This is a genomic window from Hufsiella ginkgonis (assembly GCF_009834915.1).
Classification (GTDB): domain Bacteria; phylum Bacteroidota; class Bacteroidia; order Sphingobacteriales; family Sphingobacteriaceae; genus Hufsiella; species Hufsiella ginkgonis.
Window position 1 is genome coordinate 472,710 of sequence record NZ_WVHS01000001.1, and the last position, 15,003, is coordinate 487,712.

Genomic DNA, 15,003 nt, shown 5'->3' on the forward strand with positions numbered 1-15,003 from the left:
TGCACCAGCGCAGGAAGTTGCGGTGTAAACAATTGACTTACAGTACATCTATATTTTATCGATACGAAAGACAAAATTGACTACCATTTCAAAATGGAAGGGTCGGTTTTCATTTTGAAAGGATATGACATAACTGATTAGAGCACCTCATCCCATATCAGCACCCTGGTATTAGCAGAAATTTGTCGCGGGTAAGAGTCCGCCCGACAATTAAGAACATACTTTAAAATTTATTAAGGTGAAACCACGGTTAACTAAGCTACCGGTAGCGAGAAGCAGAACCGGCTTCCTTCCCCGATCTCACTTTCCACCCAGATCCGGCCGTGCTCAGCCTCGATAAAATCTTTAGAAATGGCAAGCCCTAACCCGGAGCCCGATTTATTGGTGCCATCCGTAGGAACCTGGAAATACCGGTCGAAAAGCCTTTTCTGGTATTGTTTATCAATCCCGTTCCCGAAATCACGAACGGAGAATTCTATGGCGGCTCCCTTCTCGATCACCTGGATCACGATCCGTGATTTCTCCGGGCTGTAACGCAGCGCGTTGGATAAAAAGTTGATCAGTACCCAAGCGGTCTTTTCTGTATCTGCCATCACCTTTGGAAGCGTAGTGCGGCTTACCAGTTCCAGTTTCACTTCTTTTTGTTCTGCCTGGAACTTTACGGCATCGACGGCATAGTTCACAATTACGTTGGGATCCGTTGCACTGAATTGCAATTGCAGGTTACCTGCTTCGGCCCGGGAAAGATCCAGCAGCTCGCTGGTGATCTTCAGGAGCCGGTCGCTGTCTTCGCGGATATGTTGCACCAGTTCCAGTTGCTCACTGTTCATAGAACCGACCCGATCATCACTCAGGAGCTTAAGGCTCATTTTAATAGAAGAGATCGGAGTCTTCAGCTCGTGGGAAACAGTGGCAATAAAATGCGTTTTGGCTGTATCTAATTCCTTGAACTGGGTGATATTCCGCAGGATGTACACTTTTCCTGCTGGCTTTCCTGTTTTCGTGATGACCTGATCTTCCTGTTTCTCAAACCCCTGTAAGATGATCTCGCGGCTATCCAACTGGAAGTAAGATTCCTTGCCGTCGGCAAAGATCTTCAGTTGCTTGTCGCGAAGGCTGTTAGCAATGATATTGCGCAGCAGGTCATTGTTTTTAGCCAGCTCGGTAGCGTTCTTACCGATGGAATTCACGCCATCCAGGTTTAGTACCTGCTGGGCGGCCGTATTGATGAACAGGATCTCCTGTTTCTCATTCAACCCTATTATCGCATCCTGCATTTGCCCGATAATGGCTTCGATACGAAGCTTTTCAGATTTAAGCTTGGCCAGGTTGCTGGTATCCCATTCGTTGAGCTGTTTGGCCATTTCGTTAAACGCTTCGGCCAGTTCGGAAAACTCCCCGTCATTCCGGACTTCCAGGCGCTGACGATAATTTTTCTGGCTGATCTCCCTGATTCCATACAATAGCTCGCGGAGCGGGTTAGCTACAAATCCGGGGAAATTGACGCTGAAACTGAAGAGCACCAGAAACGTAAAACAAGCCGCAAAACTGAGATAGATCGTTGCTTTTTTCACGGACTCCTGCGCGGCAGCATTCTTTCTTACGATCGCGTTCATGTTCAGTTGGTCGATCTTCCGCAAGTGAACGCGTGCATTGAGCAGCGCTGTTCTGAAAGCGTCGGGCGTAACTGCTGTATTGTTTAACAGCTCATATTGGACGCGCAAAGCTGCCGTTTCCTCCTTTTCACCGGGCTCGGTAAGATTGTTTTCTTCAAAAAAAAGGTTCCGTTTAAAAACGGCGGAAGCATCCCCGGAAAGCGGGAACTGCGCTTCATCCAATACCTTGCGCATCTCGCCCGTGAAGCGCAGGGATTCATAATTGTCTTTCAGTATAACTTTTGCGCTCCGGGCGATCTGGTTGAGGTAAAAGAGCGAAACGGACCCGAAAAAAATGACCACCACGAACAGGAATCCGAATCCGAGGCGAAGTTTGGTTTTTATATTCATGAGAGGGGGGTGAATAGAGAGTAGTAATAGTAAATAGGGAATAGTAAATAGAGAATAGGAAATAGAGAATGGAGAATAGGTAGTGTGAAATGATGGAAAGTAATATTCTTTTTGGTTAAATTATTTTATATTGCATTATGAAACCGCACCAGGAAATGGAAGTGTGGAAACGAAGTTTTGGCTTTGTAAAAGTAATATATGTCGAAACGGCGAAGTTCCCTAAATCAGAATTATATGGCTTGACTTCGCAGATGAGGCGGGCGAGCGCCTCGATACCGGTCAATATAGCAGAAGGATGTGCAAGAAAATCCGATAAGGAACTTTTGCAATTTCTGCACATATCATTAGGCTCAGCCAGTGAGCTCGACGCGTTGGTGCTATTATCGGCAGAACTTGGCTTGATCACCAAAGAACGTTGTGGCATAATCATACACGACCTCGATTTTATATATAAACTGCTGATAGGATTTATTAACTCGGTAAAAAAACGTATAAACAACGCGAAAGAAACAGACAATAGAAAATAGGGAATGAGGATTAACGTAACAGATTTATATGCTTGCATAATCAATACTTCTTCATACATCCCACATTTCCCTATTCTCCATTTCCTATTCTCTATTTACTATTTACTATTTACCTTTCGCCATCCCCGATCCATCCCCTCCTTCACGCCAATACCACCAAATCCGTCTCCGTTTCCGCGATCTTATGAAGCAGTTGGTTAAAAATTGCAGTTCTCAGGATGACCTGGAACAAACTAAGGTGGGGTTTGCCAATACAAATGGTGGTGATCTCACGCTCTTCAGCCACTTTCATGATCGTTTGGGTCACCTGGTCGCTTTTGATTTTCACCACTTCGGCGCCCAATTCAGTTGCGAGTTTAAAGTTATTGATCAGGTGACGTTGTTTATCCAACCTGATCCTGTCGCCGCTTTCGCTGCTGCTCTGCACATATAAAACGACCCAGGGAGAGCGATAATAAGAGGCCAGCCTCGCGGTCTTACGGATCACCACTTTGGCCGTTTCGGCGTTGGAAGAAATACAGGCGAGGAAACGTTCCGGGCGAAGTTTGATCTGTTTTGGGATCTCCACATCGATCTTACGCTCCACGTGGTGAGCAACCTCTTTAAGGGCCAGCTCCCGCAGCTGCAGGATCTTATCCGGTTGGAAAAAGTTTTGCAGCGCGCGCTGGATCTTGCTGCTGTCGTAGATCTTTCCGTCTTTCAGGCGATCGATCAGTTCGTCGGCAGTTAAATCGATGTTTACGATCTCATCGGTCAATTCCAGGATCTTATCCGGTATCCGCTCGGTGATCGGGATGCCGGTGATCTGTTCAATCTCCTCGTTCAGGCTTTCCAGGTGCTGGATATTGACGGCCGAAATGACGCTGATCCCGGCTTCCAAAATATCGATCACGTCCTGCCAGCGTTTCCCGTTTTTACTGCCTTCTGCATTTGAATGAGCCAGTTCATCAACGATCACTACTTCCGGATGCAGGCTGATAATAGCCTGCACGTCCATTTCTTCCAGTTCCTTGCCTTTGTAAAAGATCTTCCTCCGTGGGATAATCGGAACACCGTCCAGCAAGGCGTGAGTTTCCGCCCGGTTATGCGTTTCGATATAGCCGACCCGGATATCTACGTTGTTACGCAGCAAGGCATGCGCTTCCTGGAGCATCCGGTAGGTTTTACCTACACCGGCGCTCATGCCGATATACACCTTGAACTTCCCGCGCCTGGATTTTTTCACCAGGTCGAGAAATCTACGGACGGAGGATTCTTTGGGCTCTTCTTGCATAGGAAAGGAAATAGGGAAATGAAAATGGGGAATAGAGAATAGGGAACAGAGAATGGAGAATGGAGAGGTATAAATATGTCACCAGCCCATTCTCTATTTCCGTTTTCTATTCTCCCCAAAACCCACGATACCAAATTTACCAACTTAAAAGGCATACACGGCAGCCAGTGAGAACTGCGAGGCCGATTTTGTGGCTGATCCGTTTTCTTTAAAAAATTGGGTGGCCGACCCGTTATCAAAGCGGATCTCCGGGATAAAGGTTAAGCCGCCTGCTTTCAGATTACCGGACACAGTGATGGCGGTAACCGATTCGTCGGGCGCTACGCCAGATAATGTCAGCCCGCTTGCTCCCGATTTCGATTTAAAATATTCGCCGCGTACGCCCAGGGCAAACGCCGGGCTGAACGCTTGCTGAATGTACAATGCGCTTCCCGAGAATCCGCCGTTTTCCCCGGCTCTGCGGAAGTCGGTAGCGTTCAGTCCAAGTTTAAAGCTGCCGGTGATTTGATAAGAGGTGGTCAGGTCTAATACCGTTCCGTAACCGCCGTACGCGTCGCCACCGTTCAGCACGTTTAAGTAAGCCGTCCAGCCCTCTGCGGGCGAAACCATCAATTGCGCGCCGATACTGGAAACGCCGCGTGAAGCTTTATAAGTGTTCCATTCGTTGAACAGACCCACCATCAAACCGGCTTTGGGCGAGAAAGCGTACGTTGCTTTAACGCCGGCATTCTGGAACGGGCCGTTGGTGAACAGGTAGGAAGTAGAATAGTTAAAATTGCCCGCCGGCGAAATCACTTCGTAACCGATAAACGTGCCGAAATAGCCGGCGGCCAGGGAGAATTTGTCTGTAAAGGCATACGTGAGGTTCAGGTTCTGAACGTGGAACGAGTTGCCATCGTTCGCCGTAGTGCCGTCTCCGTTAGGAACAGATTGGAACTGCCCCCTCGGGCCAAACGAAAGTTCACCTACGAAAGATGCCTTCCCGCTGGTTTTCTTTAAGGCAAGGTCGATCATGCCCAGGGAAACGGAGTTCTGATCGGTGGCAAAACTGGTAGCGATGTTCGGAGTTTTCGCGAAATCGTATTTGAAGTACGTGTCTGCAGAGCCGGAAATAGATAAAGGAACGGCAGTGCTTTCCTGCGCTTTTAAATAAGAAGCTGCAGCCAGTGCGACAGCCAATAGGATGATCTTTTTCATTTGAGTGTAAATTTGATGTGTGTGTGTAAAGTAGCGGGACGGGGAGGGGGAAAATAGGAAATAGAGAATAGGAAATAGGGAATAGAGAGCTGCCTATTTTCTATTTCCTATTCTCTATTTCCTATTCGCACCTCATCCAACGACAAGTTTAGGCCAAGCAGGTTGACTAATGATGGGCCGAACAGGCCGAATAAGGGTTTGGTAGTGTTCTTTTCTACCAGGTCGCTCACTGTTTTTTCGTCGAGCTTGCGGTATTCCGCGATGCGTTTTACCTGGAGCTTAGCGCCTTCGACAGAGATATTAGGATCCAATCCGCTTCCTGATGCGGTAACCAGGTCGGCAGGAATATCGGAACGTTTGGCGTAAGGATGGTATTTCAACAAGGTATCGATACGGCTTGCCACGTCTTTCAGATAATCCGGGTTAGAGGGTCCTTTATTTGATCCGGCAGAACCGGCGGCATTATAACCGACAGCGGATGGCCTTCCCCAAAAGTATCCGGGACTGGTAAACGACTGGCCAAGCCGGGCATAACCCACCACTTTTCCGTCTTTAGTCACTTTTTCGCCGCCACCGTTTCCTTTAGAGAACCCGCCTGCGAAGGCGACGATGAGCGGGTAGATTACGCATAACAATATCATCAAGACGAGTGTTAAGCGGATGGATTGGATGATGTACTTTTTCATTGTTTTTTAGATTATTGGGAATGGGAAACAGGAAATAGAAAATAGAGATGGGAGAACAGAGGCATGGATCATGAGAAGGGGCAGCAAGTCTCGGCGTCATGCTATTTTCTATTTTCCATTTTCTATTCTCTCTCTTCACACGATTAAACCAACTACCAGGTCGATGAGCTTAATCCCGATGAACGGTGCAATAACACCACCGATACCATAAATGAACAGGTTCCTTCTGAGCAGCGCCGACGCCCCGATCGGTTTGTAAGCCACCCCACGCAAGGCCAGCGGGATCAGGATGGGGATGATGATGGCGTTAAAGATGATCGCCGACATGATCGCGCTTTCCGGGCTGTGCAGGTTCATGATGTTCAGGCTTTGAAGCGCCGGAATGGAAGCGATGAACAATGCCGGAACGATAGCGAAATACTTGGCTACGTCATTCGCGATGGAGAACGTAGTGAGCGTACCGCGGGTGATCAGTAATTGTTTGCCGATCTCCACGATCTCGATCAGCTTAGTCGGATCGTTATCCAGGTCGACCATGTTACCTGCTTCTTTAGCTGCCTGGGTCCCGCTGTTCATGGCTACACCTACATCGGCCTGGGCAAGGGCCGGCGCATCGTTAGTACCGTCTCCCATCATGGCTACCAGCTTACCCTCTGCCTGCTCGTCTTTGATGTAATTCATTTTATCTTCTGGCTTGGCTTCGGCGATAAAGTCATCCACACCGGCTTTTTGGGCGATATACTTCGCGGTCAGCGGGTTATCACCGGTTACCATCACTGTTTTTACGCCCATTTTGCGGAGGCGATCAAATCGTTCGCTGATGCCCGGTTTGATGATATCCTGCAGCTCAATCACGCCCAGGGCCTTTTCGTTTTCGGAAACTACCAGGGGAGTTCCGCCGTTCGAGGAGATCTTCTTCACCTGTTCTTCGATATCGGCAGGAAATACGTTCCCGGCTTTCTGAACGATGTTCCGGATCGAATCAAAAGCGCCTTTACGAATGCGTCTTCCGTCGGGTGTATCGATCCCGCTTGAACGGGTTTCGGCAGTAAACCTGATGAACGCCGAACCTGCAGGTGCAGCGCTTATATTCGTTTCACCTTTCAGTTTAGCCAGCTCGATGATCGATTTCCCTTCAGGTGTATCGTCAGACAGCGAACTTAGTACACAGGCATCGGTGAATTTTTTTATGATCCCGCCCGTAGTAGGGTAGAAATTGGTTGCTTTACGGTTACCGATCGTGATAGTTCCCGTTTTATCGAGTAACAGCACATCGATGTCGCCGGCTGTTTCTACCGCTTTACCGGATTTGGTGATCACGTTGGCACGAAGCGCGCGGTCCATTCCGGCAATCCCGATGGCCGAAAGCAAACCCCCGATGGTAGTAGGGATCAAACAGACGAATAGGGAGATTAACGCCGCGATAGTGATTGGGGTATTCGCATAGTCGGCAAATGGTTTCAGCGTAACGCACACAATGATAAACACCAGGGTAAAACTTGCCAGCAGGATCGTCAAAGCGATCTCGTTGGGTGTTTTCTGACGGGAGGCGCCTTCTACCAACGCGATCATTTTATCAAGAAAACTTTCACCGGGCTGAGTGCTTACCTGTACTTTGATATGGTCGGAAAGCACTTTGGTACCGCCGGTTACCGACGATTTATCGCCGCCCGACTCGCGGATCACGGGAGCGGATTCGCCGGTGATGGCCGATTCGTCGATGGTGGCGATCCCTTCAATGATCTCGCCGTCAGTCGGGATGGTGTCGCCAGCTTCACATACGAACATATCGCCTTTCTTCAATTGGCTGGAAGAACGGGTTTCGATGCGTCCGTTCACCAACACTTTGGCTGGTGTTTCTTCCCGCGTCTTACGCAAACTATCGGCCTGAGCCTTTCCTCTTGCTTCCGCTATCGCTTCGGCGAAGTTGGCGAAAAGCACGGTTAGCAGCAGGATCAAAAAGATAAAGAAGTTATAAGTTGCCGACCCCTGGCCGGTATGGCCGAACGAATAAACCGTTACATAGGCCATGATCAGGGTGCCGATCTCCACGGTGAACATTACCGGGTTCTTGATCATCACACGCGGATCAAGTTTTACGAACGACTGTTTCAATGCGGTTTGCACTAAGGCAGCTTCGAATAATTTATTGGATTGTGTTTTCATTTGTTTGTTGGAAATGGAGAATTGGGGGGGGGAATGGGGAATAGAGAATAGGAAATGGAGAATAGAGAACAGAGAATGGTAAAGGAATGATATGCCACCGGCCTGTTCCCTATTTTCTATTCTCCGTTCTCTATTCTCCATTTTCTCAATGCAACAACGTAAAATATTCTGCCAACGGACCAAGAGCCAACGCCGGGAAGTACGACAACGCGTTGAGCACCACGATCACCGCGAAGGTCATGAGGGCGAAGGTCATCGTATCGGCTTTGAGCGTACCGGCCGATTCAGGAATGAATTTCTTAGATGCCAGTAATCCTGCGATGGCGACCGGGCCTATAATTGGCAAGAAGCGTCCCAGGATCATGACCAGCCCGGTGGATATGTTCCAGAAGATATTGTTGTCTCCGAGGCCTTCGTAGCCGGAACCGTTATTGGCGTTCGATGAGGTCATTTCATAGAGCATCTCCGAGAACCCGTGAAACCCCGGATTATTCAACCAGTTGGCGGGTTTAACGGTCCAGTCCGCATCGCCGAAGTTGGTGAACACGAAACTGGCGATCCCCGTGCCTGTAAGAATCAGGAAAGGGCTCAGCAGCGTGATCACGGCCGCGATCTTCACCTCCCGTGCCTCTACTTTATGGCCGAGGAATTCGGGGGTGCGACCCACCATCAGGCCTGAAATAAATACGGCGATGATCAAATAGATAAAGTAATTGAGAATTCCAACACCGCAACCTCCGTAAAAGGAGTTTACCATCATGGCGAGCAATTGCCATAGGCCAGTTAGTGGCATGGTACTGTCATGCATCGAGTTAACCGAACCGGTGGAAACGATGGTGGTCACCGTGCTCCAGTAAGCTGAAATGGCCGGCCCGAAACGTACTTCCTTGCCTTCCATAGCACCGGCGGTTTGGGAAATCCCCATTTTGGCGATAGCCGGATTTCCGCCAAGCTCGCTGCTGATCGTAGGAATTAGCAACAGGAACATGCCGATGGTCATTACTCCGAAAATGGTCCAGGCGAGTTTCTTCCTGCGGATGAAATAACCGAAAGCCAGCACCATCGCGATCGGGATGATCATCTGCGCGATCAGCTCCACAGTGTTGGTGACGTAGCTCGGGTTTTCGAGCGGGTGCGCCGAGTTAACCCCGAACCAGCCGCCGCCGTTGGTGCCTAAATGCTTGATGGCGATCATCCCGGCGGCAGGACCGCGGGAAACATTTACGGTATCACCCTGCAAAGAAATATATTGATCTCTTGCTTCATAGCTGGTCGGCGTACCGTTAAAGGCAAGGATAATAGCCATTAACAACGACAATGGAAGCAACAACCGGGTGATAGATTTCACGAAATATTCCCAGAAGTTGCCCAGGCTCGAAGTGGTCTTATCGCGGAACGCTTTAAAAAACACGACGGCTGAAGCAATCCCGGTGGCTGCACTCGTAAAATGCAGGAACATCAGCACGAAATGCTGTGTGAAGTAACTCACGCCGGATTCACCGGAATAATGCTGAAGGTTACAGTTTACCACGAAGCTGATAACGGTGTTAAAGGAAAGGTCAGGCGTCATGCCCGGGTTACCATCCGGGTTGAGCGGAAGCTTATCCTGGTAAAGCAGCACGAAAAAGCCGTACACCAGCCAAACTGAGTTGACGGTAAGGAGCGCTTTCATGCTCTGTTTCCAGTCCATCTGTTCTTTCGGGTTAATACCGGAAATTTTGTAAATGCCATTTTCGAGCGGCCTTAAGAAATCGGTCCAGGTTTTTTCCCCGGCAAACATCTTAGCCAGGTACTTACCCAGCGGGATGGCGATCACCAGCGTAAGCAGGTAGGTAGCGACAACTCCAAGTAATTCTGTGTTCATTTTAAAAAGGGTTCGTGTGGTGGAAGGGGATCGGGGTTGAGAATGGGAAATAGAGAATGGGAAATAGGGAATGGAAAATAGGGAATGGCGAGCGCCGAAAAGGCGGAGAGGCGATATGCGGGCCTATTTCCTATTTGCCATTCCCTGTTTTCCATTTCCTGTTCCCTGCTAGAATTTTTCCGGTTTAAGCAGCACATACACCATGTAGATGAAAACTGCGATTGCGATTAGAAATAATGTGATCATAACTTTTAGATTGTTTCATTTGATAGATTGTTTAAGGCAATGAAGCTATCTAAGCTGTTGATTGTACGTTCCATACGGACAGCTTAAATGGATTCGAACCAGTCGACGGATTTAAAGAATGACCAGCAGCAAACGAGCAGGGCTAGGAAGAGGAGAATGACCATAGTTTTAATTTTTGTTAAAACCCTGTAGCCAACTGGCATGCCGATTATCTTGAAATATTTATAAACTACTGATAATCAGTAATTAAAAATTAGTCTTAGTTAAAATGGATAATTTTAATACAAAGAAACCCTTCCATTTTGGAAGGGTTATTACCGTTATGATGGGGGAGCATTTCTCGGTGGAAACGACCTCCTAACCTGTTTGTAGCCCAGGGACTTGCGGGCGTCTCCGGCGATGGATCCTCCCTGGTTGGTTGCGTTTTTATTTTCCCCGAACCCGATAGGACGTTGCGTTTTGACAATTTAAGATGTAGAAGCCTCGCCAAGCATGGAGAAGATCAGCTAATTCACCCGATCCGGTACTCTTCCAGCTTCCGGTAGAGTGTTGTAAGCCCGATTCCCAGGAGCCGGGCTGTTTCCGTTTTGTTCCCGTGCGTATACTGCAGCACTTTTTGAATATGCAGCTTTTCCATCGCCTCCATTTTCATGGGGTTTTGTTCGCCGGTAACGGTATGGAACTCGAACGGCAGCAGGTTCGCACTGATAAGCGGCCCATCGGATAATATTACTACACGTTCCATCACATTCTTCAATTCGCGAATGTTTCCTTTCCAGGGATGATCGAGCAGTTTTTGAACGAAACCTTCCTCCATGGTGAAAGGCGGCTTGTTCACTTTACCGGCAAACTGGTCGAGATAATGTTTGGCGATGACCGGGATATCCGCCCGCCGCTGCGACAAAGAAGGGAGCGGTATGGAGAATACCGATAAACGATAATACAGGTCCAGGCGGAACTTCCCGGCCTCCGCTTCGGCTTTCAGATCGCGGTTGGTGGCGGCGATGATCCGCACGTTCACTTTACTGGTGTGGGTGTCGCCCACCTTAATAAAGCTCTGGTTTTCGAGCACCCGCAGCAGCTTGGCCTGCAGATCGAGGCTCATCTCGCCGATCTCGTCGAGAAAGAGCGTCCCGCCGTTTGCTTCCTCGAGCAGCCCCTTCTTATCTTTCGATGCCCCGGTGAAAGCGCCTGCCTTATAGCCGAACAATTCACTTTCGAGCAGGTCGGGACTAAAGCCGCTGCAGTTTAAAGCTACGAATGATCCCGTTCGCCGTGCCCCCTCGTAATGAATGGCCTGGGCGAAAACTTCTTTGCCGGTGCCCGTTTCACCTAATAAAAGGACGGTGGTATCTGTAGCTGACACCCTTCGCGCCAGCTCAATGGCATCTTTGACCGCTTTAGATTGGCCGATGATGCCGGCAAAGCTATGCTGGCTGATCAGCTTATTTTCGAGGTTAAATAACCGGAACTGCACCAGCGCTTTTTCCATCGCCTTATGTACCAGCGGAATGATGCGGTCGTTATCATCGCCTTTGGTGATATAATCGAACGCTCCGTTCCTCATGGCCCTTACTCCGTCCGGTATCGTGCCGAAGGCGGTCAGGTTGATCACCTCTGCGTAAGGTTTTTTCTCTTTGATCTGTTTAACCAGTTCCACGCCGTCGATGTCTGGCAGCTTAACATCGCTCAGTACAACGTGAACGTCGTTCCCGGCGAGTTGCTTAAGCCCCTCTTTGCCACTATAAGCTTGTAAAACATGAAAACCTTCCAGGCCGATAATGCGGGCCAGGAGGTTACAGATCTTCTTTTCGTCGTCAATAATCAGGACTGTGGACTGCATACTTCACGATTATTAATAAGGTACGGGACGAGCGATTCCAGGAGCTGTTTGCAGATATCGATCCCTTCCCTGATTTCCCCGGTGTAAATATACTCATCGGCCACGTGAGATCGTGCAGAATCTCCAGGCCCCATTTTTACCGGGGCAACTTTTCTATCCGCCATTAAGGCTGCAGCTACTTATGGTATATTCATCCGTCTTTTATTCCAGGCCATCCCATCAGGATCTTTGTTTCCCAAAGAAACTACAGTTGTAGTTTTTAAATTACAAAAATAGTTTATCTTTGTTTCATGAAACGCCGTTTAAGTGAAAAGGAAGAGACCCTGATGCAGATCGTCTGGAACCGAAAAAAAGTATTTGCCAGGGAAGTGAAACAAGATCTTCCGGAGCCCCGGCCACATATTAATACGGTGGCTACCATGATGAGAAGGCTGGCAGAAAAGGGGTTTCTTAAGATCGAGGACTTTGGCTCCGCTCACCGGTATTCTGCCGCTATTACGAAGAAAGAATACACAAACAGGTTTGTGAAGCCGCTTCTCGCCGGATTATTCGGCAATTCGATCAAAAATGCGGTTAGCTTCTTCGCGGAGCAAGAAGAAATTTCACTCGAGGAGTTAAGGGAGATCATGGAAATGATAGAAAATAAACGGAAATAATATGGAACTGTTTCTCACCTATGTCATAAAGGTTAACCTGGTTATCTCACTCTTGTTCACCGCCTGGTACGTAGTGATGAGAAAAAATAAGTTCTTTCGGCAAAACCGCTTTGCATTACTTGTTATCATTCAGCTTTCTTTTATCATGCCGTTTGCGCCCGCTATTCTTCCTACAACCTTCGCAAACCAGATTTCTCTTGAAACTGCCGGTTCAGCTATACCTGATCCCCTGCCAGCTGTGACAGGATCCCGGCAGGTACCATCCTACGCCAAAGCGCCGGGCGCAGCGAGAGGGAGAACTTATGTTGCCCGCTTCCTTTGGAGCACGGGCTTGCTCTACATATTTATTTCGGGCTTGCTGCTTCTGCGATTGGTAAACCAGCTTTTGAACGTATCTTCAATTATCCGTAAGTGCGGGAAAGTACGGTCGCACGGCGTTACTTATTGTGAACCCGCCGATAGTATTGCACCATTTTCTTTCTTCAATTTCATCGTCGTGCACCGAAAAGCCTATTCGCAGGAACAGTATGTGCAAATCATCTCCCACGAGTACGTCCACAGCGATGAGTGGCATAGCGTCGATACGCTGCTTGCCGAGCTTACTCAAATTCTCCTGTGGCCAAATCCCCTGACTGGCTTACTGAAGCGTTGCTTACGTGCTAACCTGGAGTTTCTTGCCGACGATCGCGTTATACGTTCAGGTATAGACGGGAAGGCCTACCAGCTTAATATTCTTCGCTTCGCGTCTGCGCGGGCAAACGTTTCGTTTACCACCGGGTACAGTTCATTAATCATTAAAGAAAGAATTCGTATGATAAACGCCACACAAACCCCTGAAAAGCGCCGTTACAATTCACTTTTGCTGCTGCCTTTACTGGCCCTCGGTTATGGGGTCGTTTCGCCCGCATACGCGCAACAAAATGAAGTGCCAACCGTAGCCGAGCAGGCAGAGCTTAAGGCAATCGGCGGATATTATGGCCTTAAATATCACCACGACATTCGTATCCGGGTATCTCCCCGGGATGGCCGGCTTAAGTTACTACAGTTGTGGGATGATCACGAGATCACTTTTAAGAAACAATCGCACCTTACATTTTATAACGAAGAAAAAAAGTTCCGGCTTGACTTTGTAAAAGATAAAGAGGGGAAAATAGCCGGGGTGATTGGGATGCGGAAGGACCGGTGGATCAAACTCCGCGCCGATGATCCGAATGTAAAAAATGAAAGCAAAACGATCCGCGAAGTAATTGCCGATTAGCTATGAAACCTGCAATAAGAACCTTAATCTCACTTGCGGCGCTGATCGCGATAGCCTTGGTTTGCTACCTGGTATTTTATCCGGCAAAGATCAATCGTGAAAACTCGGTCAAAGTGGAAGGGATAGTCGCGCTTGTAGGGCAAGATAGCCTGAAGGATATCTATATCACCCTGGAGGGACGTACCGGCAGCTTATTGATCAATAGCGGCGTGACCCAGGGACTCAGTCCCGACAGCCTGAGAGCAAGGCTGATGGGCAAAAAGGTCGAAATCCTATATCTTAGGCCGCATTGGTTAAGCGGACTGACGCCTTCTATGTCGCCAACAAGATATATCACAGAAATAAAACAGGCCGATGAGGTTATTTATACCGAGATCCGTTAAGATCACCTGACCAGCATACAGCAAAGGCTTGTACGGGTATAAATCAAGAGCCCGGCCAATTGGCCGGGCCTCCGGTTATCCACCCGGATAATTATATAAGGCTTAGTTAATGGTTGCTTTGATCACTTTACTGTAATTATACCGCCCGACAGCTACCGTCCTCACGCCGACGCGGAAGTAATAAGTGCCCGGAGGGAGCCCAGTATCAGCCCATAACGGTATAGTAAACGTCCGCTGCACTCCTGTAAAGCCGGCAACGGGGTCGGCCGGAAGAATGGGGGGCGTAGTAGTGGCGGTCGCCCTTGGCGTAACGATCCAGTTATTTATCAAGCCCGCCTGTGAACGTTCACCGCTTACCGTTTCGTCGAGCCTGGCGTATTTTCCCACCATAAAGATCACTTCCTGCAGTATATCGGTGGTATTGGCGGCCGATTTGTTGATCGTATACGTGAACGTAACATTGTTGGCGGCCGCACTCGCGTTCGAATTGATGCTTGCGGAGATCCGGTAATAAGGAATGACCTTAAAGTTGACCGACGCTATCTCGTTAGGCCGCAACTCTACATTTACCGGATTTACGTCCGGGTATTTAAATGCGCCATCCCGGGGAACGAAGGTATACGTGCCGGCGAACATATTAGTAGCGGAGAATGACCCGTTAGACCTGAGCGGGATATCGTAATCGACGGGGGCGGGATATCTCGCATCGATCTGCCTATAACGTACAGTTCCGGCGTTAAGCCTTAGTTCCAGGGAGTCGCCCGTTTCCGCATCGATTAGCTTACCTGATATTCCGGAGTTCGGAGCATCGTAATTATCATAATTATGGTCTTTACTACAACCGATGTAAAGCAACGCTACGACGGGTAGTGCTAAAATTAATTTTATCGTTCTCATC

13 protein-coding genes are annotated in these 15,003 nt (G+C 48.7%); 4 read left to right on the forward strand and 9 right to left on the reverse strand.

Annotation, left to right across the window (positions count from 1 at the left end):
• Positions 1–254: 254 nt before the first annotated feature.
• A complete protein-coding gene (locus GS398_RS01910) occupies positions 255–2,006 on the reverse strand; it encodes a HAMP domain-containing sensor histidine kinase (RefSeq protein ID WP_160905048.1) in 1,752 nt (583 codons plus the stop codon).
• Positions 2,007–2,143: 137 nt separating this feature from the next.
• On the opposite strand from GS398_RS01910, the gene GS398_RS01915 reads away from it, so the two are divergent.
• Positions 2,144–2,533: a four helix bundle protein gene (locus tag GS398_RS01915; RefSeq protein WP_160905049.1), complete on the forward strand. Its 390-nt coding sequence runs from the start codon at positions 2,144–2,146 to the stop codon at positions 2,531–2,533.
• Positions 2,534–2,675: 142 nt separating this feature from the next.
• Here the strand turns inward: GS398_RS01915 and GS398_RS01920 are convergent, their stop codons facing one another.
• From GS398_RS01920 to GS398_RS01950, 7 genes are all read right to left on the reverse strand, one after another.
• Complete coding sequence (locus GS398_RS01920) at positions 2,676–3,806, reverse strand: sensor protein KdpD (protein ID WP_160905050.1); 1,131 nt, start codon at positions 3,804–3,806, stop codon at positions 2,676–2,678.
• Between the two features lie 144 nt (positions 3,807–3,950).
• Positions 3,951–5,003, reverse strand: a complete 1,053-nt coding sequence (locus tag GS398_RS01925) for an outer membrane beta-barrel protein (protein WP_160905051.1) — start codon at positions 5,001–5,003, stop codon at positions 3,951–3,953.
• A gap of 107 nt (positions 5,004–5,110) precedes the next feature.
• Positions 5,111–5,689 carry a potassium-transporting ATPase subunit KdpC gene (gene kdpC / locus GS398_RS01930; protein ID WP_160905052.1) on the reverse strand — a complete coding sequence of 193 codons (579 nt, stop codon included), beginning with the start codon at positions 5,687–5,689 and terminating at the stop codon, positions 5,111–5,113.
• Positions 5,690–5,824: 135 nt separating this feature from the next.
• Positions 5,825–7,855, reverse strand: coding sequence for a potassium-transporting ATPase subunit KdpB (kdpB, locus tag GS398_RS01935; RefSeq protein WP_160905053.1), 2,031 nt, complete (start codon positions 7,853–7,855; stop codon positions 5,825–5,827).
• A gap of 145 nt (positions 7,856–8,000) precedes the next feature.
• Entirely contained in the window at positions 8,001–9,719 is a 1,719-nt protein-coding gene (gene kdpA / locus GS398_RS01940) for a potassium-transporting ATPase subunit KdpA (RefSeq protein ID WP_160905054.1), read from the reverse strand.
• 168 nt (positions 9,720–9,887) lie between these two features.
• Positions 9,888–9,965: a K(+)-transporting ATPase subunit F gene (kdpF, locus tag GS398_RS22790; protein ID WP_160905946.1), complete on the reverse strand. Its 78-nt coding sequence runs from the start codon at positions 9,963–9,965 to the stop codon at positions 9,888–9,890.
• 511 nt (positions 9,966–10,476) lie between these two features.
• On the reverse strand, positions 10,477–11,808 hold the full coding sequence (locus GS398_RS01950) for a sigma-54-dependent transcriptional regulator (RefSeq protein ID WP_160905055.1): 1,332 nt from the start codon (positions 11,806–11,808) through the stop codon (positions 10,477–10,479).
• A gap of 290 nt (positions 11,809–12,098) precedes the next feature.
• Here GS398_RS01950 and GS398_RS01955 point away from each other — a divergent pair, with 290 nt between their 5' ends.
• The 3 genes from GS398_RS01955 to GS398_RS01965 are packed head-to-tail and all read left to right on the forward strand — an operon-like array spanning position 12,099 to position 14,105.
• Positions 12,099–12,464: a BlaI/MecI/CopY family transcriptional regulator gene (locus GS398_RS01955; RefSeq protein ID WP_160905056.1), complete on the forward strand. Its 366-nt coding sequence runs from the start codon at positions 12,099–12,101 to the stop codon at positions 12,462–12,464.
• A gap of 1 nt (position 12,465) precedes the next feature.
• On the forward strand, positions 12,466–13,722 hold the full coding sequence (locus tag GS398_RS01960; protein ID WP_160905057.1) for a M56 family metallopeptidase: 1,257 nt from the start codon (positions 12,466–12,468) through the stop codon (positions 13,720–13,722).
• 2 nt (positions 13,723–13,724) lie between these two features.
• On the forward strand, positions 13,725–14,105 hold the full coding sequence (locus tag GS398_RS01965; RefSeq protein WP_160905058.1) for a hypothetical protein: 381 nt from the start codon (positions 13,725–13,727) through the stop codon (positions 14,103–14,105).
• A 102-nt stretch (positions 14,106–14,207) separates the two neighbouring features.
• Here GS398_RS01965 and GS398_RS01970 read toward each other — a convergent pair whose 3' ends face one another.
• Positions 14,208–15,002 (reverse strand): DUF3823 domain-containing protein, encoded by a 795-nt coding sequence (locus GS398_RS01970; RefSeq protein ID WP_160905059.1) that lies wholly within the window; start codon positions 15,000–15,002, stop codon positions 14,208–14,210.
• Position 15,003: the final 1 nt, after the last annotated feature.

What these genes read in the sequence shown, in the direction of transcription:
- GS398_RS01910 (WP_160905048.1), bottom strand. Translation starts at nt 2,006, where the DNA reads ATGAATATAAAAACCAAACTTCGCCTCGGATTCGGATTCCTGTTCGTG.
- GS398_RS01915 (WP_160905049.1), top strand. Translation starts at nt 2,144, where the DNA reads ATGAAACCGCACCAGGAAATGGAAGTGTGGAAACGAAGTTTTGGCTTT.
- GS398_RS01920 (WP_160905050.1), bottom strand. Translation starts at nt 3,806, where the DNA reads ATGCAAGAAGAGCCCAAAGAATCCTCCGTCCGTAGATTTCTCGACCTG.
- GS398_RS01925 (WP_160905051.1), bottom strand. Translation starts at nt 5,003, where the DNA reads ATGAAAAAGATCATCCTATTGGCTGTCGCACTGGCTGCAGCTTCTTAT.
- kdpC (WP_160905052.1), bottom strand. Translation starts at nt 5,689, where the DNA reads ATGAAAAAGTACATCATCCAATCCATCCGCTTAACACTCGTCTTGATG.
- kdpB (WP_160905053.1), bottom strand. Translation starts at nt 7,855, where the DNA reads ATGAAAACACAATCCAATAAATTATTCGAAGCTGCCTTAGTGCAAACC.
- kdpA (WP_160905054.1), bottom strand. Translation starts at nt 9,719, where the DNA reads ATGAACACAGAATTACTTGGAGTTGTCGCTACCTACCTGCTTACGCTG.
- kdpF (WP_160905946.1), bottom strand. Translation starts at nt 9,965, where the DNA reads ATGATCACATTATTTCTAATCGCAATCGCAGTTTTCATCTACATGGTG.
- GS398_RS01950 (WP_160905055.1), bottom strand. Translation starts at nt 11,808, where the DNA reads ATGCAGTCCACAGTCCTGATTATTGACGACGAAAAGAAGATCTGTAAC.
- GS398_RS01955 (WP_160905056.1), top strand. Translation starts at nt 12,099, where the DNA reads ATGAAACGCCGTTTAAGTGAAAAGGAAGAGACCCTGATGCAGATCGTC.
- GS398_RS01960 (WP_160905057.1), top strand. Translation starts at nt 12,466, where the DNA reads ATGGAACTGTTTCTCACCTATGTCATAAAGGTTAACCTGGTTATCTCA.
- GS398_RS01965 (WP_160905058.1), top strand. Translation starts at nt 13,725, where the DNA reads ATGAAACCTGCAATAAGAACCTTAATCTCACTTGCGGCGCTGATCGCG.
- GS398_RS01970 (WP_160905059.1), bottom strand. Translation starts at nt 15,002, where the DNA reads ATGAGAACGATAAAATTAATTTTAGCACTACCCGTCGTAGCGTTGCTT.